Genomic DNA, 26283 nt, shown 5'->3' with positions numbered 1-26283 from the left:
ACTATATAGGCACCGTCAACGCCGCATCGCGAAGACCGCGCCAGACGCGAATAGCCTGTATGGTTTCGGCAGCATCATGGACGCGGACAATATGTGCGCCCTGCTCCACTGCTTTCATGGCAAGGAAGATTGAACCGCCAACACGGTCTGATGCATCCGCCTCATTCGAGAGCGCACCAATTAATCTTTTGCGGCTTGCGCCAAATAATAAGGCGCAACCCAGTCCATGATAGATCGTCAGATTATTGATGATCGCCAGATTATCGGATAGTGTTTTTCCAAACCCGATACCTGGATCGACCAATATTGTTTCACGCGGCAACCCTGCAGCTTCGACCGCCGAAACCCGCTGTTCAAGCCAGTCGAACACATCGTATACGACATCATCATAATGGCCGTCTTTATGCGGGTCGCTGCTTTGGCTCGGGGCGTGCATCAACACCACGGGAACGTTGCTTTTGCGGGCAATTTCGACGGCGCGGTCGTCGTATAAAAGCGCCGAGATGTCATTGATCATCGTCGCGCCAGCTTGCAACGCCCCTTCCATAACGGACGCCTTGCGCGTGTCGATGGAGATCGCGGTCCCAGTTTCAGCGAGCCTGCGGATCAGCGGCGCGACGCGACTTAGCTCGTCGCCTTCCCAGACCAATGGTGCCCCAGGCCGCGTAGACTCTCCGCCAATGTCAATGATAGCCGCACCCGCGCGCGACATGGCGAAGGCCGCTTCGGCAGCAATCTCAGGGTCTAAATTCTTGCCACCATCTGAAAAGCTGTCTGGGGTCGCATTGATAATCGCCATGACATGCGGCTGATCAAACCTAATCATATGCGCGCCCAACTGCAGCGCAGCGCGCGGGGCCGTTATACGGTCGAGCAGCAGCGCACACCGTTCGCGGGCAGACTGCGGCAGTGCCGCGGCAAAATCATCCCATTCGCGAACGGCCACCAACTGCCGCTGCGTCGATGCTTTGTCGCGTGTGCTATATTCGATTTGCGAGAACCACAGCATGGTTCCCGCCAAACGCAAGCTTTCACCTTCGTGCCGCTGGGGACTTTCGACAAAGCCAGTGGGACGAAGATAGATTTTTTTCACGGCTCGGTTGCGAGCAAATAGGTTTGGCGCAGGTCGTCAATCGGCTTCATTGCGCCATCGGCGGCGGCATAATGCCAATAGGTCCAACCGTTGCAACTTGGCGCGTTTTGAATGCTCGAACCGACTTTGTGGATCGATCCGTCCACGACGCCGCATAGGATAGAGCCATCGGCGCGCACTATCGCCTCAAACTGACGCTTGCGGTCAAACAATTTTGTGCCGGGATTGAGATAACCAGCCTCAACCAATTGGCCAAAGGCAACCTTTGGCGCAGACTTTGGTGACTGCATGGTTTTGATGGCGCTTTCGTCCAAAGGCAATGCTGCCGCAATGCGCTCCTCAGCGACTTCACAATAGACAGCCTCACGCTCGCAACCAATCCAGTCACGGCCAAGACGGCGGGCAACCGCGCCGGTTGTTCCCGTTCCAAAAAACGGATCGAGTACCACGTCACCTGGTTTCGTACAGGCCAGCAATATGCGATATAGCAGCGCCTCCGGCTTTTGCGTCGGATGCGCCTTCACCCCATTGCGCTTCAGCCGTTCCTGCCCGCCACAAATCGGGATCAACCAATCGGACCGCATTTGAAGTTCGTCATTCAACGTCTTCATCGCGCGATAGTTGAAGGTATATTTCGACTTCTCGCTTTTCGACGCCCAGATTAGAGTTTCATGGGCGTTGGTGAAGCGTGTACCCTTAAAATTGGGCATCGGGTTCGACTTGCGCCAGACGATGTCATTCAAAATCCAATATCCGGCATCCTGCACCGCCGTGCCAACGCGAAAGATATTGTGGTAGCTACCAATCACCCACAGCGAGCCATTGGGCTTCAAAATACGCCGCGCCTCGGCCAGCCACTCGCGGGTGAATTTGTCATAAATGGCAAAGCTTGCAAATTTGTCCCATGCATCGTCAACGGCATCGACCTTGCTATTGTCAGGGCGCAATAAATCGCCGCCAAGTTGCAAATTATAGGGCGGATCGGCAAAGACCATGTCGATTGAGCAATCAGGTAAGGAGCGCATGGCCGCAATGCAGTCCATCCTCAAAATCTGATTGCGCGGCAGGTCATGTGCCGGTGCCAGCTTCGCTGTTGTTGCTGGTCTAATTTTCTCAATAACTCCCATTGCCGGCTCCCCTTGGCGCTTGATAAGTTGCAATGAGTCAGCACAGCCCTAGGGTCAAGGCCGTTGATGGCTTAGGATTCCTCGGATTAAAGGGCGTAAAGCGTTGACATAGGCGGAACGAAACGAGTCCGGCACAAGATGTGGAGTCTTGCGAATCTAGGCAGACTCAACCCCTAGTGGTGTTACCCGAAGGACTCACTGGGCAAAAAAAATTACAGCAAAAGCATTTGTGCGACCGGCGCGAAGCTTTTCCGGTGCAACGGCGTCGGACCATGCGCACGCAGCGCGGCCATATGGTCGGGCGTGCCATAGCCCTTATTCTTTTCCCAACCATAATGCGGGTGCCGTTGCGCCGCCGCATACATCATCCGGTCGCGATGTTCTTTGGCAATGATTGAGGCTGCTGAAATGCAGGGTTCAATGGCGTCACCGCCGACAATGGCCCGTGCAGTCCAGCGCCATTCAGGGCGGCGGCCCGAAGGCGTCATATTGCCATCGACCAACACCTCAAGCGGATCGCATCCAAGTTTCGCGCATAAGGCATCCACCGCCAAGGTCATGGCCAGCATCGTTGCGCCAAAAATGTTCAAGCGGTCAATGTCCTCGACTTCGACAACGCCCACCGCCCATTGGCAGCGGCGTTTGATCGTGGCCTCCAACTCAGCACGGCGCGCAGCGGTCAGTTTCTTGCTATCATCCAGTCCAGACGGACGCGGTTTAGACAATAAAACGGCTGCCGCCACCACCGGTCCCGCAAGCGGCCCACGCCCGGCTTCGTCGACGCCAAAAATCATATCGGCCAAACGGGGTAGCGCCGGTTTTCGCCAGCTTTGTAAAGACACACAATATTGCCCGCAGGATCCAGCAAGCGCGCCTCACGCCAGCCCCAGCTTTCATCCTGCGGCAACTGCTCAAACGCATAGCCTTGGCTCACGAGTTCTGTCACCCACGCGTCGAGGCGCTTGCTTTCAAAATAGATGATGGTCGATGTCGCGATATCGTCATGTTGATATATGGAAAAGGTGACGCCATTGGGCGCTTCAAATCGCGCATAGCCTTTGGACGGGCTATCGACGATTAACGAAAGCCCAAGCGCCTTATAAAAATTGACCGACGCTGCATAATCGCGGCATCCCACGGTCACATGGTTGAGCGACGGGCCAGCGACCATAGCGTCCTCCCGCACCGATTGATGCCCCATCGGGCCATGACCTTGTCCAAGCCCCGGCGCGTCGCGCAAAGCAAGCCGCACGAACAGGCGCGCGCGCTCTATGGCGGAGACAAGGTCCATCCCCTGCCCCAAGCCTGTTGCGATAGCGGTGGCCAAACTACAGCCAGTGCCATGTGTGCTCCGCGTCTGTATCCGCGCATCGCGCCAGCTTTCGCTTTGCCCCGGCGCGAGATGCAGCGCGTCGACAATGTCGTCCCCGTCCGCATGGCCGCCCTTTAAAAGAAAGGGGATGCGCCGCGCGAGCAAGGCATCCTTGCCGCCCAAAGCCTCCATCTCCGGGAGATTAGGCGTAGTTAGCGTGGCCAACTGCATGAGCCGTTCAAATGCCGAAATGGTATCGGCATCGGCCAGAACGGCCCCGCTGGTGGCCACCATAACGGGGTCGAATATGATCGGGCAGGATAGGTCCGAAAGACAGTCCGCCACCGCATGCGCGGTATCGGCATTGCCAATCATCCCAATTTTAACAGCGTCCACGCCAATATCGCTCACGACTGCGCTTATTTGGTCAATCACCAATTGCGTCGGGACCATGTGCACGGCATCGACACCAAGCGTGTTTTGCGCGGTAATCGCGGTCACCGCCGTCATGGCATGGCCACCTAGCATGGTCACCGTTTTGATGTCTGCCTGAATCCCTGCGCCGCCGCCGCTGTCGGACCCAGCGATAATCAATATGCGGGCGGGTGCGCCGTTCAGCATTAGGATGCCGCAGCCCTGACTGCGTCGCAAATGCCATCAACAATACGCTCAACCTGCGCTGCGTCATCGCCCTCCGCCATTACGCGGATGACGGGTTCTGTTCCCGACGGGCGGATCACCAAACGGCCATTGCCCGCCAACTCGGCCTCGGCCTTTGCAATGACAGCCTGAACATCTGCGTTATCAAGTGGCTTGCCACCGGAAAAGCGAACATTCTTGAGCAGTTGGGGAACGGGGTCGAACAGGTGCAGCACCTCACTCGCCGGCCTCCCGCTGGTAACAAGCTGGGTCAGGACCTGCAATGCCGCCATTGTGCCATCGCCCGTCGTTGCATGGTCCAACATGATCATATGGCCCGATTGCTCACCGCCGACATTGATGCCGTGCTTGCGCATTTCTTCAAGAACATAGCGATCGCCAACCTTTGCACGGATAAGGCGCAAGTCCTGCGTTTTGAGATAGCGTTCGAGCCCAAGATTGGACATCACCGTCGCGACAATGCCTCCACCTGTCAGCTTGCCGCTGCGGTTCATGGCGCCGCCAAGTAATGCCATGATCTGGTCGCCGTCTACTATGCGGCCATGTTCGTCCACGATGATCAGGCGGTCGGCATCGCCATCAAGTGCGATACCAATATCGGCGCCTGCAGCGACCACGGTTTCCTGCAACGTCGTGACATGCGTTGAGCCGACCTTGTCGTTGATATTCTTGCCATTGGGTTCGATACCAATTGACGTGACTTTTGCCCCAAGCTCCCAAATCGCAGTCGGCGCGACTTGGTACGCCGCACCATTGGCGCAATCGAGCACCACATGCAGACCGTCAAAACGGATATGTTCTGGTACGGATGCCTTGATCGCATGGATATAGCGGCCCCGGCTATCTTCAATACGCCGCGCACGACCGACATCAGCCGCGTCCGCCAGTGCGAGCTGCACATCCAGCAAAGCCTCAATCGCCAGTTCGTCCGCGTCCGACAATTTAAAGCCATCAGGACCGAATAGCTTGATGCCATTATCCTCATATGGGTTGTGACTGGCCGAAATCATCACGCCCAAATCCGCGCGCATTGACCGTGTTAGCAAAGCGACAGCAGGCGTCGGAATCGGGCCAAACTGAACAACATCCATACCAACGCTGGTGAAGCCAGCGACTAATGCGTTCTCAATCATATAGCCGGACAATCGCGTATCCTTGCCAATGACGACGCGATGCCTATGTCCACCTCGCAGGAAATGCGTGCCTGCCGCTTGGCCGACCTTCATAGCCATTTCCGGCGTCATGGCACCGACGTTGCTGCGTCCCCTGATACCGTCCGTTCCGAAATATTTGCGCGCCATGTGCGTTCCTGCTCTTTTGCGGTTGTTCAATGATTTTTCCGCACTGCTATCCCTCTCCCTTGCATAGGGAGCGACGGGCTGGCAAGACCCGATGCTATGTCTAACGCTACCAGTATTCTCCTCGCGCTCATCATTGGGCTTGCCCTTGGAATTTTTGCCGCCGCGATAGTCCCTATCATTGGTACGCAAATCGCCTATTGGCTCGATATTGTCGGCTCCTTATGGCTTAACGGCCTTCGGATGACCGTGGTGCCATTGGTCGTGGCGCTGCTGATTACCGGTATTGTCAAAAGCGCCGAGGCGGCGCGCGCTGGCCCCATGGCGGCGCGGACGGTCACGTGGATTGTCGTTATGATGGGTCTTTCAGCGGCCATGGGCGCCGCGCTGACACCGACATTGCTGTCGTTATGGCCGATGCCATCGGAAAGCGCAGCCGCGTTACGCGCTGCGCTTACAGGCGTTCCGGCGGTGGCAGAGCAGCCTCCGTTGCGCGACTTTCTTGTGGCGCTGGTGCCGACCAATCCTATTGCCTCCGCCGCCAATGATTCGATCCTGCCGCTTTTGATATTCACTTTGGTTTTTGCTTTTGCGGTCACGCGTCTTGCGCAAGGCCCAAGGGCGCAAATGGCCGGATTTTTCAGCGCGCTGGCGGATGCCATGGTCATTGTTATTGGATGGGTGCTGAAACTCGCACCCATCGGCGTGTTTGCCTTGGCCTTTGTCGTTGGCGCACGATCCGGGTTCGCGGCACTGGGCGCAGTTGCCCATTATATCGTCACGGTTTCCATCGTCGGCATTATCGTTGGCGGCTTTGCCTATCTGGTCGCGGTGTTTGCCGGCAAGGTCCGCTTGCGCGAATATGCACGGCAGATCGCGCCGGTACAGGCCTTTGCGGTATCGACCCAATCGTCGCTGGCCAGCTTGCCGCTGATGTTGAAAAAGGCCGAAGCGCTTGGTGTGCGGGAATCGACCGCTGGCTTGGTTCTACCTATGGCGGTCGCTTTGTTGCGCGTCACGGGTCCGGCGATGAACTTGGCGGTCGCGCTGTATGTCGCGAACTGGTTTGGGGTGGAACTCAGCGGCTTCGATTACGGCTTCGCAATCTTCATCGCTGCATTGACCTCCATGGGCGCAGTGAGCCTGCCTGGATCGGTTAGCTTCGTGACGTCTATCGCGCCAATCTGTCTGGCGCTTGGCATTCCGATTGAACCTTTGGCCCTGCTGATTGCTGTTGAGACACTGCCCGATATTTTCCGCACCACCGGCAATGTGCAAATGGACGTGGCGCTTGCAACCGCAATTGAGGCATCTGAAAAGGACAAAGCCAATGCAATATCGTGAACTGGGCCATGGGTTAAAGGTATCTGCACTCGGCGTTGGCTGTATGCCCATGATCAAGGGCGGCAACATCACATATGGCGAAGCTGCCGACCCGGATGAAGCGGTCAAGACGATTCACCGCGCTATCGACCTTGGCATCAACTTTTTCGACACGGCGCAAATTTATGGCCCGTTCCAGAATGAGGAATTGGTCGGCCAAGCGATTAAAGGCAGACGCGACGGCCTCATCATCGCAAGCAAATTCGGCTTCAAATTTGACGGCGGCAATATTGTCGGCGTCGACGGTTCAGCCATGAATGCCAAGACTGCGGTTGAAGGCACGTTGAAACGCCTGGGCATTGATTGCCTTGACCTATATTATCAGCACCGCGTCGATCCCAATGTACCGATTGAGGAGACCGTCGGCGCGATGGCGGAACTGATCACCGAAGGGAAAATCAAGCATATCGGCCTGTCCGAGGCTGGCCCAGAAACGCTGCGCCGCGCGGCTGCCGTTGCGCCAATTTCTGCGTTGCAAAGCGAATATTCGCTTTGGGAGCGGGATATTGAAGATGACATTCTGCCAACTTGCCGGGCGCTCGGCATAGGCTTTGTGCCTTACTCACCACTCGGTCGCGGTTTCTTGACTGGCGCGTTCCGAAGTCTTGATGAATTACCGGAGAATGACTGGCGGCGGCAGGACCCGCGTTTTCAGGGTGATAATTTCGCCGCCAATCTTGCCATTGTCGACATTGTGGGTGAAATTGCCGCGAAGCATGACGCATCACACGCACAAGTCGCGCTGGCATGGATATTGGCGCAAGGCGACGATATCGTGCCCATCCCAGGCTTCAAACGCCGTGTAACAATGGAGGACAGCGCGAAGGCTAGCGACATTGCGCTTGTTGTGGATGATCTTGCCAAGCTGGATGCAGCCGCCCCGCGCGGTGGCACATCAGGTCCGCGTTATGGCGCGCAGGGTATGAAGATGGTTCGGCTGTAGGCCAAAGATTAACCGCCGAACCAGCGGAACAGGCCAGCGCCGCCCACGCCCCAATAAGGGTGCGCCCATGTTGCGATGGTCCAGATCAAAATGCCTGCGACCCAAGGGCCGATGCCCACGCGCAACAATGCAGCGGGGCGGACAAAGAAATGCGTGCGGCGTAGCCACTGTGCCCACTGACCACCCATCAGGCTGCGCTTCTTAATTTCTTGCGCCTTGGAACCAGCCAAGGCCAAGAAGACAAGGCTGCCCGCGAAGATGAAATTGTCGATGCGCGGTGCCACAAGAATATGCCCCACCCCCCATAAGGCAAAGCCCCACATCATCGGATGCCGTGTTGCCTTAAAAACCCCCGAGGGCGTTTGCGCGGCCAGCGCGCTGGGCACGCCGGGGAGCGAGGGATTGCGGATGAACGAGCCCGCAAACAGGACCGCAGCAATCAGCGTAAGCATACTCGCAACTATCCAGATGACGTCACCCACAGGCCAAAGACCATCGGCCTTGGGCGCATGTCCGAATGCAATAATCATCCACACAAATGTAATCAGCGAAACGACCGAATAGACGGCCATAAACCCGTTTGCCCCGAATCGGCTGACAAGTATTGCGCGCAACGGATGCGACATCAGAAAATGGCTCCCAACGAACAACATGCTCGCCGCAACCAATGCTAGATAATCGTCCAAAACGCCACCTCCTGCCACCAAGATAGATTGACCCGTTATGCTGTCAGAAAATCAACGGTCATAGGCCTTCGGCAAATCCCCTTCCGTGGGACGCGCATAACGGTCACGCAGGCGATTCTGACGATTGTTGAGCGGTTGCTCCACACCGTCGATGATGACCGTAATGGCGGCACTGGAAAGCTCAAGCGGGTCGCCGTCCCAGACAACGACATCTGCCGCTCTACCTGCTTTCAAGCTACCAAGACGGTCGCCTACGCCCATAATCTCGGCAGGAACCGAACTGATCGCAGCAAAAGCCTCATCCCATGTCAGACCCGTTGCACCGGGCACATATTGAAGGCTCACAATATTACCCGCATATTGCGTTGTGTAGCGCAATTGGTGGGAATCCCGGTCGTTGATCATGCCAATGGCAACCTGAACACCAGCGTCTTTCATCCGACCAATATTGCTTTGCGTCGCACCCAGCATTTCAAATGTTGCGGGCAAATCATTAAGTGCGGACGCGATGACAGGAATCCCAGCCTGTGCGAGTTCGCGGGCGACCCGCCAACCTTCGCTAACGCCTACAAACACCATTTTAATTGCGGGAAAATCTCGCTTCAACTCCATAAGGCGAAGCATGTCATTTGCCCCTTCAACATGGATCAGCAAACGGGTTTCACCGCGCAGGACGGACAGCAACGCCTTGGCATCCTCTGCCTTCAACAAATCGTCATCAAACGTGCCACGTCCAGCGGCATAATCTTGGGCCTCGCGTAGCATGGCGCGGAAGTGCAGATGCGTTCCCGCACGGCTTCCCCCCGCAGACGCGGCCCCTTCTTCACCGAACTCGGCAAATTGGAATGCACGGGCTTTTGTCACTGGGTTACTATCTGCGCCAAGATCGGCAATTGCGCCCTGGCCTGCAAAGATATTACCTGCAGCCTCCGGTGCAACCACAGCGCGGGTTACACCTGCCGCACGGTTGACGGCAAAAGGCGAGCGAAACGGATCAATGGCAGGCGCAACGTCGATAGCGGCAGAAAACCCACTTCGCCCGCCGCTCTTGTCATTGGTGCCATTGACCGCGTCCACTTCGGCTAGGCCAAGTCGCGTAAAACCGGCAAATACCCCGGGCGTCACCCATTTGCCTGTGGCATCAATCTGGCGCGCGCCAGATGGTATGGCCACAGTTGCGCCGGCGGCAACAACTTTACCGTCGCGGATAACCACAGTGCCACCTTCAATTGGTGCACTGCCATCCCCGACCACGACGCGGCCACCCGTGATGGCAATAGTTTCGGCGGCAACAGGTGTTGCAAAAGCTGCCACAGCAGCAGCGGCATAGAGGAAATGCCTCATTTCACATCTCCTTCACCGGGTTGGCCAAGTTCAAAATCGCTGACCGGACGTATCTTGGGGTTGCTTGCATCAAACATCAGCGCACCATCGATCCATACCTTGTCAGGACGGGCATAAACGCTCAGCGGATTACCGTTCCACAACACGACATCGGCCATTTTACCAGCCTTTAAGCTGCCCGTCTTGGCATCAATGCCCAGCGCCTTGGCAGGGTTATAGGTCAACCATTTAATGACGTCCGCATCGCTGATGTTGAAGCCCATCCGACGGCCATCGGCTTGCGCCTTTGCCGCTTCTTGGTTCAAACGCTGAATCTGATTTTCATCATCGGAGTGGATGATGACACAAGCGCCTGTATTGTGCAGTATGGCTGCGTTTTCCGGAATGGCGTCATACGCCTCCATCTTAAAGCCCCACCAATCGGCCCAAACGGCCGAACATACGTCATTATCGCGCAGCAGATCCGCTATTTTGTAGCTTTCTACCGCATGGTGGAATGTCGATACCTTATAGCCAAATTCCTTGGCCATATCGAGGACGATCGCCATTTCGTCAGCGCGGTAGCAATGGTTCTGGATCGAGATGTCACCATCCAATACGCCAGCCAATGTTTCCATGCCGATATCGCGGGTATATTCTTTGCCGCTATCGCGCTTTTTCTTATATTCCTGCGCCTTAATCCACGTCTGCCGGTTCACCGCGATGTTGCCCATGCGTGTTGAGGGCATCCGCCCCTTGCTTCCGTAAACCCGCTTCGGATTTTCACCGCAGGCCATTTTCATACCATAAGGCGCGTCGGGGAACTTCATACCCTGCACCGTGCGGGCATAGACGTTTTTCAGGACGACCGACCGGCCACCCATGAGGTTTGCTGAACCCGGCAATACCTGCAACGCCGTCACGCCGCCATTGGCGAGCGCGCGGCTGAAACCGGGGTCTTGCGGCCATACGCTATGTTCCGCCCATACTTCGGGGGTCGTGGGCGATGTCGCCTCATTACCGTCGCTGTGCGCCTCAACTGATGGCGTGGGATAGTCACCCAGATGGGAGTGAATATCGATGATGCCAGGCGTCACAAACTTGCCTGTGCCGTCGACAACATTCACGCCAGCCGGAATAGCCGTATCTGGGCCGCCAACGCTGCTAATCTTGCCGCCGGACATGAACACCACGCCATTGTCGATCTTGCCGCCTTCGCCATCATACAGGGTAACGTTACGAATGGCCGTCGCGACACCGGGATAGGCTTTATATGTTGATGGAAACGGCGCGGGTGCCTTTTCCGTTGGCTTCACCGCAGGGGTTGCGGAAACGGTCTTTGGACCCTCGGCGTTGGAACACGCCATCAGGGCCAGTGGAGCGGCCAGGATCGACCAGCGCAAATTGCTCTTCATATGCTTAAGCTGCCTTTTCTTCTGCAGTGTCTTCGTCCTTAAGCGTGTCGAGGTGCATCAGGCGTTTCACCAGAGGTGACACCAGAAGAACAGCCACGCCGATAGCAATGGTGATGTAGCCGATCTGTTCATAGACGTTGATCAAGCCCTCACGGGTCATCGCACCATCATGGCCGCCCGTTGCAGCGCCGATGACGCCGGCAAGGAAGTTGCCGCCCGCAGTGGCGAAGAACCAAGCACCCATGATCAGCGATGCCATGGTCGCAGGCGCAAGCCGGTTCATAGCCGACAGCCCGACTGGCGAGAGGCAGAGCTCTGCAGTCGTGGCGAACAGGTAAAATGCGAAAATGAACAACACCGGCACCAGAGTATCGGAACCAACGCTGTTCGCACCCCATACGAGGACGAGGTTGGCAAAGCCAATCTGCGCCAGCGCGATGCCGAATTTGGCAGGGGTCGAAGGCTCCAGTCCGCGTCGGCCGAGCCACACCCAAAGGCCGGCAAAGATAGGTCCGAGCAGGATGATGTAGATCGGGTTAATCGACTGGAAGATCGACGCAGGCACGCCCTGACGATCGACAAATCGGTCGGTGAACAGGTTCATGCTACCACCGGCCTGCTCGAACAACGCCCAAAAGAGGGGCTGCAACGCCAACAGGAAAAGGATAGCATAGATGCGATGGCGCGCCTCTATATCTAGCTTGAAAGACTGCAGCAGCACATAGCCGAGTAACAGGACACCAAGGCCGAGCAGCAACCAGCCATAAAAGCCCTGATACTGGATCAGCAGCCAGATACCGGCAACAGCGGCAAGGCCGACGCCATAAATGCTATATTCGGTCAACTTAGTCATGGGTGCAGGCGCTTCGCCGCGGCCCATGAGTAAAGGCTTGCCGAGCACAAAGACGATCAGACCGAGCAGCATGCCGAGACCAGCTGCGCCGAAGCCATAGGACCAGCCATAGGTTTCACCAAGATAACCAGCAAAAATGGTACCAATCGCAGCACCCACGTTAATACCCATATAGAAGATGGTGTAAGCACCGTCACGACGCACATCGGTGCGCGGATAGAGTTGACCGACAATAACGGAGATATTGGCCTTGAGGAAGCCCGAGCCCACAATGATGAAGGCCAACGCCAGCCAGAATATGTTGATCGCGGGATCCGACTGTTTCACCAAGGGGTCGGTAACGCCCGCCAAACCTTCAAATGCCATCAAGACATGACCAAAGGTCAGCAGGACCGCACCGAATGCCACCGCCTTGCGCTGGCCTAGATACCGGTCAGCAAACCACCCGCCGAGAACCGGCGTGATGTACACAAGGCTAGTATAGGCGCCATAGATTAGGTTCGATTGGCCGTCGGAAAAGAGCCAGTGCTTTGTAAGGTAAAGGATAAGCAGCGCGCGCATTCCATAATAGGAAAAACGCTCCCACATCTCTGCGAAAAAGAGAACGTAGAGACCGCGTGGATGGCCGGCAAATTCAGGCTCCTTGCGGGTCGCGATATAGGCCCCGCCAAGCAAGAAGAAACCCAGAACTGCAGCTGCAATCGCAGTAATCCAATCCTGCTCCTGCCAAAGCGCAATGTCTTTCAGACCCATGTGCAATCCCCTCGATAACCTTTAAATAGTCGGTCTTCGCCGACTGTTTTTCTAATGCGTCATCTAACTGAAAAATCGAGCCTGTGAAGAATTTTGTTGCACTTGTTGCTGCTTTTCGACGAACAGCAGGCCATGTTCAACGATCTTTCTTCTGTCACCGCCTATCTGGAAACCCGCCGCTCTGGCAAGCCACGCGATATGGTTGCCCCCGGCCCCGACGCCGTGAAGCTTGACCTGATCCTGCAAACGGCGATGCGTACCCCCGACCATGGCAAATTATTCCCGTGGCGTTTTGTCGAGATTACCGACCGATCGGCCTTTGCGGACCTGTTGAAAACAGCATTCTGCGATGCGAACCCCGACGCGCGCCCAGTGCAAATTGAAGCGGCGATTGCCCCGGCGCATATGGCCCCAACCCTCATCATGTTGATATTCGCCCCGCAACCAAGCCTGAAAATTCCGGTATGGGAGCAGCAGATGAGCGTTGGCGCAGTGGGTATGAATTTACTCCACGCGGCGCATGCGCATGGCTTTGTCGGTAGCTGGATCACAGGATGGGCAAATTACGACCCTGTGGTGCACGCGGCCATCTGTCAGGGCGAGGAGCAAATAGCGGGCATGTTCTTTATCGGAACCCCAGCGCTTGGCTTGGAAGAACGCCCACGCCCTGTGCCAAGTGACATCATCCGTGTATGGCCATGACTGCATAGTTTTAGCGATGCTTGACGCGCCATACTGTATTATGGCAGTAAGCATGTAATGAAAAATGATGTAAAGCCAGTCTATCTTAAATTGCGTGACGTGATTGCTGCGGCAATCCTCGACGGCAAATATAAAGAGGGAGAAATGCTGCCCTCCGTGCGTGCATTTGCAGCGGTGCAGGGTGCAAATCCCCTGACCGTGGCCAAGGCCTATCAGTTATTTCAAGACAGCGGCTTGGTCGACGTTAAACGAGGCGTTGGCCTGTTTGTGGCCCGTGGCGCCACTGCTAAACTGCGGAATTTTGAACGCGACAATTTCGTTCAGAATGTTTGGCCCGACATAAAGGCACAGATGCAGCGCGCAGGCATTGATCCAGCAGAGTTGCTCGCGCTGAACTAGGCTTTGGGTCAGCTTCAGGCACTTTGATCAAAGGTAAAAGGCGACATACCGCGTTCGCGTTCATTGAATACCAGCACCCGTCCAGCGGGCGGCGCACTTCTTTGGGAGCATTCTGGTCGCGTACACGCTGAACAGCCAAGTCCGATGGCCGTCGCCATGCCATTTCTAAGGTCCAAACCACGGGCAGCGGCCAATGGTGCGGCAAGATTTGCGTCCAAGCCAAGGCAAATCGCGAACTCGGCCTCAACGCTGCCGCTCACCGCGGTTTGTGGGTGCACAGTACGCGACAAAGTGAACCAGCGACTGCTGTCCTCTAACTCCACCAAATGCGGCATCAACGTGCCGGGCCGCGCAAACACATTATGCACATGCCATAAAGGACAACGCCGGTCCGTCTCCACCAATGGCGATGCGCTTGCACCCGCGTAGCGTTTGCTGCTTTGCCCCGCCTTATCAATGCGCAACATGAAAAACGGTAGGCCGCGCTGCCCAACACGCTGCAACGTCGTCAGGCGGTGGGCAATCTGTTCAAAGCCTGCGCCGAAGCGCCGCTGCAAAAGTATGATATCATAGCCCGTGGCTTCGCAGGCGCGGAGGAAGCGCGCATAAGGCATCATGACAGCAGCAGCAAAATAACTGCTTAAATGACGACGATAAAGCCGTTCAGCGGCCCGTTCCGGGAAGGATGCTCCGGCAACCAGCGCGTCAATCTCCGCCTTTGCCTCCAACATGCCAAGCTGCAACGCTGCCGCAAAGGTGCGGCTGGCGGGGTCAAGCAACTCTGACAATTGCAACTGCCGTGCGTGCAGGTCAAGGCGACGGAGCCTGTCTGGCATTACGTCAAATGGCAAAATGCGGATGGAAAGCTGATGCTTTACGCGGAGCCGTTCGGTAATCGCGCCATACAGGTCCGCATTGGCGAGCCGCAATTCGTCGGCAAGGGTCTCGGCCTGCGAATCCAAATCGGCGAAATGGTTGCGCCAGCGTTCAATTTCGCGCCGCGCCGATGCGATGGCTTCAGGTTCAATCTGTGCGCCGCCCGCTGCTGCGGTGGCCCCGCCGTGCGAGCCACCGGAAAGGCGGTCGAATGCGCGGGCAAACGCCTCAACCGCATCCGGGCTTGCGGCAATCCATTCTTCGACTTGCGCCCGGTCAACGGCGAGGTCTGCAAATATCGGGTCACTGAGCCGACGCCGGATGGCATCAACGCCCCCACCCGGCGTTGCACCCTTTAATGTTCGCGGGTCGAAGTCATAAGACTGCGCCAGTTTCAATAACAAGGTCGCGGTCAACGGCCGTTGATTACGTTCAATCAGATTGAGATATGACGGCGAAATCGCAAGCGTATCAGCCATTGATCCCTGCGTCAGACCATAAGCGCGGCGGATCCTGCGCACAGCATGTCCTGCAAATAGTTTTTCTTCGGCCATAGCGCACTTGTCAATAATATTACAACATTACAAAAAAGCAATAAGGTTTTACGACGATAACACAAGAAATATTACAAAATTGACTCGGCTTTTCTACGCAGCTGGCAGAGACCCGTTGGTATAGCTCCCCACGAACGAAGGAATACAACATGTCATATCAGACACTGATAGCCACAAGCAGCGCGCAAATTGCCGCGCACAACGGAACGTGGGATTCTATCAGCGCCGAATCCGTCGCACGGATGCAGTTGCAAAACCGTTTCCAGACTGGTCTCGATATCGCTCGCTACACCGCCCAAATTATGCGCGACGACATGGCGGCTTATGACGCTGATCCCGCACAATACACACAATCGCTGGGTTGCTGGCACGGTTTCATCGCGCAGCAAAAGATGATTTCCATCAAAAAGCATTTCGGAACCACCAAAAAGCGCTATCTATATCTATCGGGTTGGATGATTGCTGCGTTGCGCAGCGAATTTGGCCCCCTGCCCGACCAGTCTATGCATGAAAAGACGAGCGTTCCTGCGCTCATCGAAGAACTCTACACATTTTTGCGCCAAGCCGACAGCCGCGAACTCAACATCCTGTTCCGCGACCTAGATGATGCCCGTGGGCAGCAGGACACGGCGCGCGCATCCGCCATCATGGACAAAATTGAAAATCATGAGACACATGTTGTGCCAATCATCGCCGATATCGACGCTGGGTTCGGCAATGCGGAAGCTACATATTTGCTCGCAAAGAAGATGATTGAGGCCGGTGCCTGCGCGCTCCAGATCGAAAACCAAGTGTCGGACGAAAAACAGTGCGGGCACCAAGACGGAAAAGTTACCGTGCCGCATGAGGATTTTCTTCAGAAAATCCGCGCCTGTCGTTATGCATTCCTCGAACTCGGCGTGCCAGATGGCATCATCGTTGCGCGCACCGACTCGCTTGGGGCTGGCCTGACCAAGCAGATTGCCGTTTCAACCGCCGCTGGCGACTTGGGCGATTTGTACAATAGCTTCCTGGATTGTGAAGAAATCGACCCAGCCACTGCACAGAATGGCGACGTCATTTTGAACCGCAACGGAAAGTTGCTGCGGCCAAAGCGCTTGCCATCCAACCTGTTTCAGTTCCGTCCCGGCACGGGCGAGGACCGCTGCGTGCTCGATTGCATCACGTCGCTTCAGAACGGTGCCGACCTCATCTGGATCGAAACCGAAAAGCCGCACATCGAACAGATTGCTGGCATGGTTGACCGTATCCGGGAAGTCGTACCGAACGCAAAACTGGCGTATAACAATTCGCCGAGCTTTAACTGGACTCTGAATTTCCGGCAGCAAGTGTTTGACGCTTGGTCCGCCGAAGGTCAGGCCGTTTCGGCCTATGAACGCGCAAACCTGATGAGCGCAAGCTATGACGAGACGCCTTTGGGCATTGAGGCAGATGTTCGTATCCAGAACTTCCAGCGCGATTCCGCGAAGCGTGCCGGTATTTTCCACCACCTCATCACGCTGCCGACCTATCATACAGCGGCACTTAGCACGGACAATTTGGCCAAAGATTATTTCGGCGAAATGGGCATGCTGGGCTATGTCGCTGGGGTTCAGCGCAAGGAAATCCGTCAAGGCATCGCTTGCGTTAAGCACCAGAATATGTCGGGTTCCGACATTGGTGATGATCATAAGGAATATTTTGCCGGCGAAGCTGCGTTGAAGGCGGGCGGCAAAGACAATACGATGAACCAATTTGGCCAAGCCGCGTAAGGAGCGATCGATATGGGAGAGCCACCACGCGCACGTGCGGTCCTTTCGACCGAGGACCTGACGCTGCTTCGCCAAGCATTGCTGCATTATCTTGAGGTTATTCAGGACAAGCCTGAATCCGTCAAATTCGCGCGGCTATATCACCGGCTTGGTAGCGCTGGCGGCAAATAGCCAGCCTATCTCTTTCAGTTTTCCTGGGGAGGAAAACAACTCACCGTCGGCAGCAATGCCGGCGGTTTTTTGTTGTCCTACCGCGCGCAATATTCCCTATTATTGCGCGGTCCAACCGCCATCGACCGACAGGTTTGTGCCGGTAATCGCGCTTGCCTCATCCCGGCACAAAAACACCGCGAGTGCGGCCAATTGCTCCACCTGCACAAATTTCTTCTGTGGCTGATTGGCCAGCAACACGTCGTTGATCACTTGATCCCGCGTTAGTCCGCGGGCTTTCATGGTATCGGGAATTTGGTTCTCGACCAACGATGTCCAGACATAGCCCGGGCAGATGTTATTCACCGTGATGCCTTGCGTCGCCACTTCAAGCGCGACCGTTTTGGTAAAACCGGCAAGGCCATGCTTTGCGGCGTTATAGGCCGATTTGAACGGCGATGCGACGAGGCTGTGCATCGATCCTGTGTTGATGATACGGCCCCAGCCCTTGGCCTTCATCGCGGGCAAGGCGGCCTTTGTGGTGTGGAATGCCGAGGACAGGATGATGGACAGGATATCATCCCATTTGTCCTCCGGAAATTCGTCAACTGGCGCAACATGCTGGATTCCGGCGTTATTTATCAAAATATCAGGCGATCCCAATAGGTTGGTGCATTCGGAGACCATAGCCCGGATGCTGTCGGGTTGAGTCATGTCGGCCGCGGAATACTGCGCCTTTCCGCCGCTCACCTTGCTGAGTTCGGCAACATAGCTTTGGATCAGGTCGGCATCGCCGAACCCGTTTATCATCACATGTGCCCCTTGCGCCGCCAGCGCACGGGCATAGCCCAATCCGATGCCAGAGGTTGAACCCGTGATGAGTGCTGTTTTGCCTTCGAGGAACATATGAGCATGCCTTTGCATTTAGGATGACGCTGTCTTGCGCAATGCCCCGCTAAACGCAATGTTCCATCAGGACAATATGCGGCGTGACGCTCCTGACGCAAGCAGCAACGCAAGCGACCCTTGATCGGGCAGATTATCCAAATGCATGCAATTATCTGCAAGGTCTGTATAAGGCCAAAATGCGTTTAAAAGATTGCCATAATGTTGCCGATTTCCGCCGTTTAGCAGAATCGCGCCTGCCCGCACCGATCTTCAATTACATCGATGGCGCCGCCGACGATGAACGGACAAAGACGCGCAACACGTCAGCATTTGACGATTGCGATCTGGTGCCCAATGTCTTGGCTGGTGTGTCGGAAATAGACATGGGCGTGACCGTGATGGGGCAGCGGATTGATATGCCGCTGATGCTGTCCCCTACCGCCTTGCAGCGCCTGTTCCACTGGCAGGGCGAACGTGCGGTCGCGTCGGTCGCGCAGCAACATAACATCTGGTTTGGCATCTCCTCATTGGCCACCGTCAGCATTGAAGAAATCGGCGCGACCATCAAAACGCCAAAATTGTTCCAACTCTACATCCACAAGGACAAGGGGCTGAACGCATCGATGATCGAACGCTGCAAGGCGGCGAAGTTTGATGCAATCGCGCTGACAGTCGACACGATCGTTTCGGGAAACCGCGAACGGTGCCTGCGTAGTGGCTTCACCTCGCCGCCGCGCTTCACACCCGCGTCGGTGTTAAGCTATGCCATCCACCCGCAATGGGCGCTAAATTATCTATTCCGCGAAAAATTTGCGCTGCCCAATTTGCAGACGCATGTCGATGCGGGCACCAATGTCGCGGTATCGGTCGCGGAATATTTCAATACTATGCTCGATACATCGATGGACTGGAAAATGGCGGAAAAGGTCCGTTCGGATTGGGGCGGCGAATTCTGCCTCAAGGGCATCATGTCGGTCGACGATGCGAAACGCGCGGTCGACATTGGCGCGACCGCGATCATGGTGTCCAACCATGGCGGACGGCAATTGGACGGCTCGCGCTCCCCGTTCGATCAAATAGCCGAAATTGCCGACGCCGTCGGCGGCAAGATCGATATCATTTGCGATGGCGGCGTGCAGCGTGGCAGCCATGTTTTGAAGGCACTTGCTGCGGGTGCCACCGCTTGCTCGGGCGGGCGGCTCTATCTGTATGCCTTGGCAGCAGCAGGACAACCCGGCGTCGAACGCATCGTCGGCAAATTGCGTGACGAAATTGCACGCGATATGCGTTTGATGGGGGTGACAACACCGGCGCAACTTGACCGGTCCATGCTGCGCTGGCGCTAAGCCGAACTCATCAGAAACCAGATAGCGATAATTGCCAACAAAACGGCAAAGACGCGGCGGACGATGCGCGCCCTGTTCCCGGTGGATATCCACCCATGCGCCTGCGCCGCTAGCGCGACAATGACCAGATGCACAAAAGTAGCAATCGCGACATAGCTTGCGGACAGCCATAGCGTTTGCGAGGCAACTGGCGCGCTTTGCGTGATATAGGCCGGCAGAACGGTGATGAAGAACACCGCTGCCTTGGGGTTCAGCAGGTTCAATAACAGCCCATGGCGAAACCATGCGCTGAGCCCATTTTTGTGTATGCTATCGGCCGCGGCCTCATCTTTGCCCACCCATGTCTTCCACGCCAGCCAAAGCAAATAAGCGACACCAGCATAGCGTAACAGGCTGAACATCGCTGGGGAACGTGTCGCCAACGCCGCAAGGCCGACTGCCGATGCCGCAGCCAATATCGCAAGGCCAAGCGCAATCCCTGCTACCGCTGCAAATCCAGACCTTTTTCCCTCGCTCGCGCTGGTCAACGCCAACCATGCCATATTTGGGCCGAGGGTTAGCTCGATCAGCATTGTCGTCACGAGGAAAGGTATAAAAAATTCTGTCATCACAGGACCAGATATCACACGGCAAGCAGAAATAGTCGATTGCGATTGGCTTTGTTGAGATAAGCCACCATCTACGCGCTATGACATCCTTCTCTTTTCTTGATCTAGTGCCTGTTGTGGAAGGCGGAACGGTCGCAAGCGCGCTGTCCAATGCGGCTGATCTTGCGGCGCATGCCGAAAACCTTGGCTTCACACGTTATTGGGTTGCCGAACATCATGGCATGCGCGGCATTGCCGGTGCCGCGACCAGCGTTGTCATCGGGCATATTGCGGCGGCGACCAAGACCATGCGCGTTGGTTCAGGCGGCATCATGTTGCCCAACCATTCCCCCTTAGTCATTGCCGAACAGTTTGGCACGTTGGACGCGCTCTATCCGGGCCGGATTGATCTGGGGCTTGGCCGCGCTCCGGGCAGTGACCAGCGCGTCGCCGCCGCGATCCGGCGAACGCTCGATAGCGATCCCAATGCATTTCCGCGCGACGTAATGGAATTGCAAAGCTATTTCGCCGATGATGGTAAAACGGGTATCGTCGCTACGCCCGGTGCAGGCGCCCATGTCCAACTCTACATTTTGGGCAGCAGCCTATATGGCGCGCAGGTTGCGGCAGCCTTGGGCCTGCCCTTCGCCTTCGCCAGCCACTTTGCGCCACAAATGTTGGATGAGGCGTTGCACATCTACCGCAGCCATTTCCGCCCAAGCGCCGTGCTGGACGCGCCGCATGCGATTGCCGCGTTCAACATCATCGCTGCCGACACCGATGCGGAGGCCGAATATCTGGCCAGTTCAATGATGCAAAGCTTCGTTGCGCTGCGCACCGGCAACCCGCGCCAATTGCCGCCACCGGTGGAGGGCTTTGTCGCCTCGCTTCCCCCGCATTTTGCATCGGCGCTGCATGATGTTCTGTCCGCCAGCGCGATTGGTGCAGCGGACACGGTTAAATCGGCGGTGCAAGCGTTTCAGGCGCGAACACAGGCCGACGAAATCATCGTCGCTTGCTCCGTATTCGACCATGAAAAGCGCAAGCGAAGTTTGGAGATTACGGCGGAAGTTTTTGCGCGGCCATAACGGGGTGGGCTAATTAGGCTTTGCCGCGCAAGCCCACAATCATCGTGCAAGCCTTCACTAGGTGATAGGCCCCAGCCTGCGCTGGGGCGACGTGGGAGCTTATCTGATGGCGAAGGGCGGATATGTCTACATCATGCCAGCGGCCCGCACGGCACGCTCTACATCGGCGTGACCGCCAACCTCCCGCGCCGGATTTGGGCGCATAAGAGCGACCTAGGCTCCAAATTCTGTAAAGAAAATGGCTGTAAGATTTTGGTCTATTATGAAGCTTTTGATGACATCGAAGACGCCATCAACCGCGAAAAAGCCATGAAGGTTTGGAAGCGCCGATGGAAAACAGAGTTGATAAGCAGGGCTAACCCCGATTGGCGGGACTTGTATGAAGACCTGAACAGATAGCCATCAACCCACCGTCGCCCCAGCGCAGGCTGGTGCCTATCGCGCCTATCGGTTTACACCGCGATCCAAGGCGCTACACTGAAAAGCGGGATAGGCCCCAGCCTGCGCTGGGGCGACGTATCCTCTGCGGTTCCCGCTATCGAACCCTCAATACACCCGTGGCTTCGGCTTAATATACGCGACATCATCGGTCAAGGTATAATCATGCACTGGGCGATAGTCGATTGTGACCTTACCGCCAGAACCGCCCCAACCGTCAAACCATGACGCCGTATGCTTCATCCAATTGGCATCGTCGCGCTCGGGGAAATCTTCGTGCGCATGGGCGCCGCGGCTTTCCTTGCGGTTGTTTGCACTTTCGACTGTGCAAACCGCCTGTGCCATCAGGTTATCGAGCTCAAGCGTTTCGATAAGGTCGGTATTCCAGATCAGGCTACGGTCGGTCACGCGCACGTCGGCGAGACGCTGATTGACCTTCTGCATTTCAACCACGCCTTCTTCCAACAAGGCAGTGTCGCGGAACACGGCAGCGTGCTTTTGCATCGTGCGCTGCATTTGCAAACGGATCTCGGCGGTGGGTGATCCGCCCTTTGCATTGCGGAACTTGTCCACACGCGCCAGTGCGAGGTCTGCCGCGTCTGCTGGCAACGCCTTATGCGGCGCGCCGGGAGTCAGTGATGCCTTCAAATGCAAGCCCGTTGCCCGGCCAAATACGACAAGGTCGATCAGTGAGTTTGAACCCAGACGGTTTGCGCCATGCACCGAAACGCAGGCGGCTTCGCCAACGGCATAGAGGCCCTGTACGATGACTTCGGGATCGTCGCCGACCTTATTGACGACTTGGCCATGATAATTGCACGGAATACCGCCCATATTATAGTGAACGGTTGGCGTCACGGGCAGCGGCTGCCGAGTCAGGTCAACGCCTGCGAAAATCTTGCCGCTTTCGGTGATGCCGGGCAAACGCTGTGCCAATACCGCAGGGTCGATATGATCGAGGTGCAGGTAAATATGGTCCTTATGCTCGCCAACGCCGCGCCCTTCGCGCATTTCAAGCGCCATAGAGCGGCTGACCACGTCGCGTGATGCCAAATCCTTAGCAGATGGCGCATAACGCTCCATAAAGCGTTCGCCTTCGCTGTTGGTTAGATAACCGCCCTCGCCGCGTGCGCCTTCGGTGATGAGAACGCCAGCGCCATAAATACCCGTTGGGTGAAACTGAACAAATTCCATATCCTGCAATGGCAGGCCAGCGCGCAAGACCATGCCGCCGCCATCGCCGGTGCAGGTATGCGCCGACGTTGCGGAGAAATACGCGCGGCCATAGCCGCCGGTTGCCAACACGACTGCGTGGCTCTTAAACCGGTGAATGCTGCCATCTTCCATGCACATGGCAATCACGCCACGGCATTCGCCATTTTCCATGATGAGGTCGAGGGCGAAATATTCAATGAAGAAATCCGCGTCATATTTCAGGCTTTGCTGATACAAAGCATGCAACATCGCGTGACCAGTACGGTCGGCGGCAGCGGCAGTTCGCTGAACCGGAGGGCCTTCGCCCATATTCTGCATATGCCCGCCAAATGGCCGTTGGTAGATAGTGCCGTCAGCGTTGCGTGAGAATGGCACGCCGGCATGTTCCAATTCATAGACCGCAGCAGGTGCCTCACGGACCATATATTCGATGGCATCTTGGTCACCGAGCCAATCGGAGCCCTTGACCGTGTCATACATGTGCCAGGTCCAATGGTCCGGCGAGTTGTTGCCCAGCGATGCGGCAATCCCGCCCTGCGCCGCGACAGTGTGCGAACGCGTTGGGAAGACTTTGGTAATGCAAGCCGTTTTTAAACCTGCTTCCGCACTGCCCATGGTGGCGCGCAGACCCGACCCGCCAGCGCCAACGACGACGGTGTCATATGTGTGGTCAATAATCTTATAAGCGTCTGACATCAGGCGGGAGCTCCGGTAAATGCGAGTTTTGCGACGACGAAAATGCCGAATACGGCGCTGGCGATGACGTAAAAGTTCAATAATGTCATGGCCGCAAATTTCAGGCCATCATCATGAACATAATCCTCGATCAACACCTGAAGGCCCAAACGGGCATGCGCAAAGATATTGGCAATCATCAAGATCATGGGAACCGCAACCAATGGCTGCGCCAACCACTGCGCGAGCGCAGCATGGTCAAAACTTGGGATCATCAATAAAGACAACACAAACCAAGTGGTCAGCAACACATTGCCAATCGCGGTCAAACGCTGCTTCAGCCAATGTTCGCCGCCATGCTTGGCCGAACCCAGGCCGCGGACGCGACCGATATATGTTCTACTGTCCATCACAAAACTCCAAGAAAGCGCGATGCCACAAACAGGGCGACCAATGCAGTTGCAAAAATGGCCGCGATAAATGCAACCGATGCCCACAACCGGTTGGTCTTCAATTCATAGCCAGCGCCAATATCCAGAACGAGGTGGCGCAGACCCGACGCCAAATGCTGAAAGAAGCTGAAAGTCACGGCCAAAGCCACAAGACGGAAGAACCAGTTACTGACCATCTGCAAGGCGGTGCCGTCAGCACCTGCCGAAACGACATATTGTTGGAATGTGGCATAGCTTTCTGCTCCGCCCCCAATGGCCGCCAACCACCACAATAAAGTCATCATTCCGGCCGTCGCGAGAACAAAGCCTGTCGCGCGATGGAAGATCGAAATGGCCATTTGCGGCGACCAACGATACACCTGCAAATGCGGTGACAGGGGCCGGTTGGGGTTTTTCGCCATAATTTTAGCGTCCTTCATATCTGCAAGCGTTCGACGTTGCCACGCTCATTAACCGATTAATGCTGTGTTGCAAGACCTGCGCATTGCGAAACGCGCAATCGGCGAACCAATTTGTTTAAGCTCAGGACCAGATAAATCCGCCGTGGCGGCGTCAAAATGGCCTCAAACCTCGAAAGTGAATTTAAGTGGTCCTGACCCTGATAACTTTAGTTGAAATTTTATCTGCGCTGTGAAAGGCAGCGTCGATGAAAACACATATCCTCATCACCGGCGCCTCGCGCGGAATTGGCGCCGCAATCGCCGCAAGCTTTGACCCCGCCACAATACAGGTGGTTGCCCTGTCCAGTCAGGATGGTGACCTGCATGATCCGGCGGTTCCCGCGCGGCTTTGGGCAAAGGCGCTTGAGGGTTTGGACGGTCGCATTGACGTCCTCATCAACAATGCAGGCGTCTTTGAAGAAAACGCCGTTTGCCGGCCAGACGACGAATGGCTGGCAAGCTGGAACCGCACCATGCAGATTAACCTGACCGCTAGCGCGGATCTGTGCCGCCGCGCAGTGCTGCATTGGCAAGCCAGCGGCGCGTCAGGCCGTATCGTCAACATCGCCAGCCGCGCCGCACATCGCGGCGATAGCCCCGCCCATTGGCATTATGCCGCATCAAAGGCGGGCATGGTCGCCATGACCAAAACCATCGCGCGCGCTTATGCCGAAGAGGGTATTTATGCCTTCGCCATCTGCCCCGGCTTTACCATGACAGGCATGGCCGAAGAATATCTGGAAAGCCGCGGCGGCGACAAATTGCTGGCCGATATCCCCTTGGGCAAAGTCGCCGACCCCGAAGAGGTCGCGATCATGGCGAAGTTCTGCGCTTTGGAAGCGCCGCCATCGATGACCGGCGCGGTGCTCGACGTAAATGGCGCAAGCTATGTCCGGTGATTGGAAGGTCCGGTTTCCCTGCACCCGTGCAGAAGCCGAAGCCATGCATGAGGATGATGAATGGCTGGCGTCGCTCGATCCCATGCCCACCATAGTGGCAGACGAGGTTGAGGCATTTAATGACGATAAATGGCGCTTGGATGCCTATTTTTCAGTTGAACCCAGCCAATCGGTTATCAATGCTATACACGGTCGATTGGATAGCGCTGCAAAAGCAAAACCAGTCATCGAAAAGCTGCCCAACGCCGACTGGGTCGTGATGAGCCAACAAGCGTTGAAGCCAGTCCATGCGGGCCGTTTTTATGTCCATACCAGTTCGAACAAAGGGACTGTGCCCAAGGGCGCAACATCGTTTCTGATTGAGGCAAGCCGCGCCTTTGGCACGGGCGGTCATGAAACCACCACCGGCTGCCTGAATATGCTCGACAGCATGAAGCGGGCTGGCAAACGGTTCGACGTGATCGCCGATATTGGCACGGGCACGGGGTTGCTCGCTTTTGCCGCACATCGGCTTTGGCCAAAGGCCTATCTGACGGCCTCCGACATTGATCCGATCAGCGTCGACGTCACCGCAGATAATGCGGACGACAACAATGTGCCCCGTGGCGTCTCTCAGGGGCAACTCGCACTTTGTGTGGCCGAAGGCACCGCGCACCCACTTATCGCCTCACGGGTGCCCTACGACCTTGTAACGGCCAATATTCTTGCCAGCCCCTTGATTGAGCTTGCGCCGTCGATTGCGAATATACTGGGCGACAATGGTTCGTTGATATTGGCCGGGCTCCTGAATACGCAGGCAGACGCTGTGTTACGCGCTTACAAACGGCAGGGTTTCCGTCTTGAAAGGCGCGAAGACTGCGGCGATTGGCCCTGTCTGTGGCTATTAAAGCGCCCGAGTTATGGTTGGAAACGTCCCGTTCGGGCCAGTGGTCGCACGAGCCAACCCCCCGGAGATTTTGGAACATGGTAGAAAAGCA

Annotated in this window: 26 protein-coding genes; 11 read left to right on the top strand and 15 right to left on the bottom strand. The window is 56.3% G+C overall.

Features of this window, described 5'->3' with window-relative positions; genetic code table 11:
- Position 1 precedes the first annotated feature (1 nt).
- From folP to glmM, 5 genes are all read right to left on the bottom strand, one after another.
- The gene (gene folP / locus Q0O07_RS06540) at positions 2-1093 is read right to left on the bottom strand and encodes a dihydropteroate synthase (protein WP_295491789.1); all 1092 of its coding nucleotides are present in this window, start codon (positions 1091-1093) and stop codon (positions 2-4) included.
- Positions 1090-2220, bottom strand: a complete 1131-nt coding sequence (locus Q0O07_RS06535; RefSeq protein ID WP_295491786.1) for a DNA methyltransferase — start codon at positions 2218-2220, stop codon at positions 1090-1092. The genes folP and Q0O07_RS06535 overlap by 4 nt, the downstream gene beginning before the upstream one ends.
- Before the next feature lie 212 nt (positions 2221-2432).
- Complete coding sequence (locus Q0O07_RS06530; RefSeq protein ID WP_295491832.1) at positions 2433-3014, bottom strand: ribonuclease HII; 582 nt, start codon at positions 3012-3014, stop codon at positions 2433-2435.
- Positions 3011-4153 carry a bifunctional hydroxymethylpyrimidine kinase/phosphomethylpyrimidine kinase gene (gene thiD, locus Q0O07_RS06525; RefSeq protein ID WP_295491784.1) on the bottom strand — a complete coding sequence of 381 codons (1143 nt, stop codon included), beginning with the start codon at positions 4151-4153 and terminating at the stop codon, positions 3011-3013. The genes Q0O07_RS06530 and thiD overlap by 4 nt, the downstream gene beginning before the upstream one ends.
- Positions 4153-5493 (bottom strand): phosphoglucosamine mutase, encoded by a 1341-nt coding sequence (gene glmM / locus Q0O07_RS06520; protein WP_295491782.1) that lies wholly within the window; start codon positions 5491-5493, stop codon positions 4153-4155. Before glmM ends, thiD begins: the two co-directional genes overlap by 1 nt.
- A 96-nt stretch (positions 5494-5589) precedes the next feature.
- On the opposite strand from glmM, the gene Q0O07_RS06515 reads away from it, so the two are divergent.
- Both Q0O07_RS06515 and Q0O07_RS06510 read left to right on the top strand, forming a co-directional pair.
- The gene (locus tag Q0O07_RS06515) at positions 5590-6834 is read left to right on the top strand and encodes a dicarboxylate/amino acid:cation symporter (RefSeq protein WP_295491780.1); all 1245 of its coding nucleotides are present in this window, start codon (positions 5590-5592) and stop codon (positions 6832-6834) included.
- Positions 6821-7816, top strand: coding sequence for an aldo/keto reductase (locus tag Q0O07_RS06510; protein ID WP_295491778.1), 996 nt, complete (start codon positions 6821-6823; stop codon positions 7814-7816). The genes Q0O07_RS06515 and Q0O07_RS06510 overlap by 14 nt, the downstream gene beginning before the upstream one ends.
- Before the next feature lie 8 nt (positions 7817-7824).
- Here the strand turns inward: Q0O07_RS06510 and Q0O07_RS06505 are convergent, their stop codons facing one another.
- Genes Q0O07_RS06505 through Q0O07_RS06490 form a run of 4 tightly spaced genes read right to left on the bottom strand, consistent with a single transcriptional unit; the run spans position 7825 to position 12840 of the window.
- Positions 7825-8502 (bottom strand): NnrU family protein, encoded by a 678-nt coding sequence (locus Q0O07_RS06505; protein WP_295491776.1) that lies wholly within the window; start codon positions 8500-8502, stop codon positions 7825-7827.
- A gap of 51 nt (positions 8503-8553) precedes the next feature.
- Positions 8554-9846: an amidohydrolase family protein gene (locus tag Q0O07_RS06500; protein ID WP_295491774.1), complete on the bottom strand. Its 1293-nt coding sequence runs from the start codon at positions 9844-9846 to the stop codon at positions 8554-8556.
- Entirely contained in the window at positions 9843-11240 is a 1398-nt protein-coding gene (locus Q0O07_RS06495) for an amidohydrolase (RefSeq protein ID WP_295491772.1), read from the bottom strand. Before Q0O07_RS06495 ends, Q0O07_RS06500 begins: the two co-directional genes overlap by 4 nt.
- Before the next feature lie 4 nt (positions 11241-11244).
- Positions 11245-12840 (bottom strand): peptide MFS transporter, encoded by a 1596-nt coding sequence (locus tag Q0O07_RS06490; protein WP_295491829.1) that lies wholly within the window; start codon positions 12838-12840, stop codon positions 11245-11247.
- Positions 12841-12978: 138 nt separating this feature from the next.
- Here Q0O07_RS06490 and Q0O07_RS06485 point away from each other — a divergent pair, with 138 nt between their 5' ends.
- Both Q0O07_RS06485 and Q0O07_RS06480 read left to right on the top strand, forming a co-directional pair.
- A complete protein-coding gene (locus Q0O07_RS06485) occupies positions 12979-13548 on the top strand; it encodes a nitroreductase (RefSeq protein WP_295491827.1) in 570 nt (189 codons plus the stop codon).
- 57 nt (positions 13549-13605) lie between these two features.
- Positions 13606-13947, top strand: coding sequence for a GntR family transcriptional regulator (locus tag Q0O07_RS06480; RefSeq protein WP_295491770.1), 342 nt, complete (start codon positions 13606-13608; stop codon positions 13945-13947).
- Positions 13948-13961: 14 nt separating this feature from the next.
- On the opposite strand, the gene Q0O07_RS06475 is transcribed toward Q0O07_RS06480, so the two are convergent.
- Positions 13962-15377, bottom strand: a complete 1416-nt coding sequence (locus Q0O07_RS06475) for a short-chain fatty acyl-CoA regulator family protein (RefSeq protein WP_295491768.1) — start codon at positions 15375-15377, stop codon at positions 13962-13964.
- Positions 15378-15526: 149 nt separating this feature from the next.
- Between Q0O07_RS06475 and Q0O07_RS06470 the strand changes: the two genes are divergently transcribed.
- Together Q0O07_RS06470 and Q0O07_RS06465 are read left to right on the top strand one after the other, a co-directional pair.
- Positions 15527-17128 (top strand): isocitrate lyase, encoded by a 1602-nt coding sequence (locus Q0O07_RS06470; RefSeq protein WP_295491766.1) that lies wholly within the window; start codon positions 15527-15529, stop codon positions 17126-17128.
- A gap of 12 nt (positions 17129-17140) precedes the next feature.
- Positions 17141-17299: a hypothetical protein gene (locus Q0O07_RS06465; RefSeq protein WP_295491764.1), complete on the top strand. Its 159-nt coding sequence runs from the start codon at positions 17141-17143 to the stop codon at positions 17297-17299.
- Between the two features lie 99 nt (positions 17300-17398).
- On the opposite strand, the gene Q0O07_RS06460 is transcribed toward Q0O07_RS06465, so the two are convergent.
- Positions 17399-18184 (bottom strand): 3-hydroxybutyrate dehydrogenase, encoded by a 786-nt coding sequence (locus Q0O07_RS06460; protein WP_295491762.1) that lies wholly within the window; start codon positions 18182-18184, stop codon positions 17399-17401.
- A gap of 179 nt (positions 18185-18363) precedes the next feature.
- On the opposite strand from Q0O07_RS06460, the gene Q0O07_RS06455 reads away from it, so the two are divergent.
- Positions 18364-19512, top strand: coding sequence for an alpha-hydroxy acid oxidase (locus Q0O07_RS06455; RefSeq protein ID WP_295491825.1), 1149 nt, complete (start codon positions 18364-18366; stop codon positions 19510-19512).
- On the opposite strand, the gene Q0O07_RS06450 is transcribed toward Q0O07_RS06455, so the two are convergent.
- Positions 19509-20120 (bottom strand): LysE family translocator, encoded by a 612-nt coding sequence (locus tag Q0O07_RS06450; RefSeq protein ID WP_295491760.1) that lies wholly within the window; start codon positions 20118-20120, stop codon positions 19509-19511. The two genes, Q0O07_RS06455 and Q0O07_RS06450, sit on opposite strands and share 4 nt — an antisense overlap.
- 80 nt (positions 20121-20200) lie before the next feature.
- On the opposite strand from Q0O07_RS06450, the gene Q0O07_RS06445 reads away from it, so the two are divergent.
- Positions 20201-21187, top strand: coding sequence for an LLM class flavin-dependent oxidoreductase (locus Q0O07_RS06445; RefSeq protein ID WP_295491758.1), 987 nt, complete (start codon positions 20201-20203; stop codon positions 21185-21187).
- Positions 21188-21355: 168 nt separating this feature from the next.
- Positions 21356-21586 (top strand): GIY-YIG nuclease family protein, encoded by a 231-nt coding sequence (locus Q0O07_RS06440; protein ID WP_367271054.1) that lies wholly within the window; start codon positions 21356-21358, stop codon positions 21584-21586.
- A gap of 147 nt (positions 21587-21733) precedes the next feature.
- Here the strand turns inward: Q0O07_RS06440 and sdhA are convergent, their stop codons facing one another.
- The 3 genes from sdhA to sdhC are packed head-to-tail and all read right to left on the bottom strand — an operon-like array spanning position 21734 to position 24368.
- Positions 21734-23536, bottom strand: coding sequence for a succinate dehydrogenase flavoprotein subunit (gene sdhA, locus Q0O07_RS06435; protein ID WP_295491755.1), 1803 nt, complete (start codon positions 23534-23536; stop codon positions 21734-21736).
- On the bottom strand, positions 23536-23925 hold the full coding sequence (sdhD, locus tag Q0O07_RS06430) for a succinate dehydrogenase, hydrophobic membrane anchor protein (RefSeq protein ID WP_295491754.1): 390 nt from the start codon (positions 23923-23925) through the stop codon (positions 23536-23538). Before sdhD ends, sdhA begins: the two co-directional genes overlap by 1 nt.
- A complete protein-coding gene (gene sdhC / locus Q0O07_RS06425) occupies positions 23925-24368 on the bottom strand; it encodes a succinate dehydrogenase, cytochrome b556 subunit (RefSeq protein WP_295491752.1) in 444 nt (147 codons plus the stop codon). Before sdhC ends, sdhD begins: the two co-directional genes overlap by 1 nt.
- Positions 24369-24613: 245 nt before the next feature.
- On the opposite strand from sdhC, the gene Q0O07_RS06420 reads away from it, so the two are divergent.
- The gene (locus Q0O07_RS06420; protein ID WP_295491750.1) at positions 24614-25306 is read left to right on the top strand and encodes an SDR family NAD(P)-dependent oxidoreductase; all 693 of its coding nucleotides are present in this window, start codon (positions 24614-24616) and stop codon (positions 25304-25306) included.
- Complete coding sequence (locus Q0O07_RS06415) at positions 25296-26276, top strand: 50S ribosomal protein L11 methyltransferase (RefSeq protein WP_295491748.1); 981 nt, start codon at positions 25296-25298, stop codon at positions 26274-26276. The genes Q0O07_RS06420 and Q0O07_RS06415 overlap by 11 nt, the downstream gene beginning before the upstream one ends.
- Positions 26277-26283: the final 7 nt, after the last annotated feature.

This window comes from Sphingorhabdus sp. EL138 (assembly GCF_945890115.1).
GTDB lineage: Bacteria > Pseudomonadota > Alphaproteobacteria > Sphingomonadales > Sphingomonadaceae > Sphingorhabdus_B.
The sequence above is the reverse complement of the archived record's forward strand: the minus strand, read 5'-3'. Positions and strand labels throughout refer to the sequence as shown.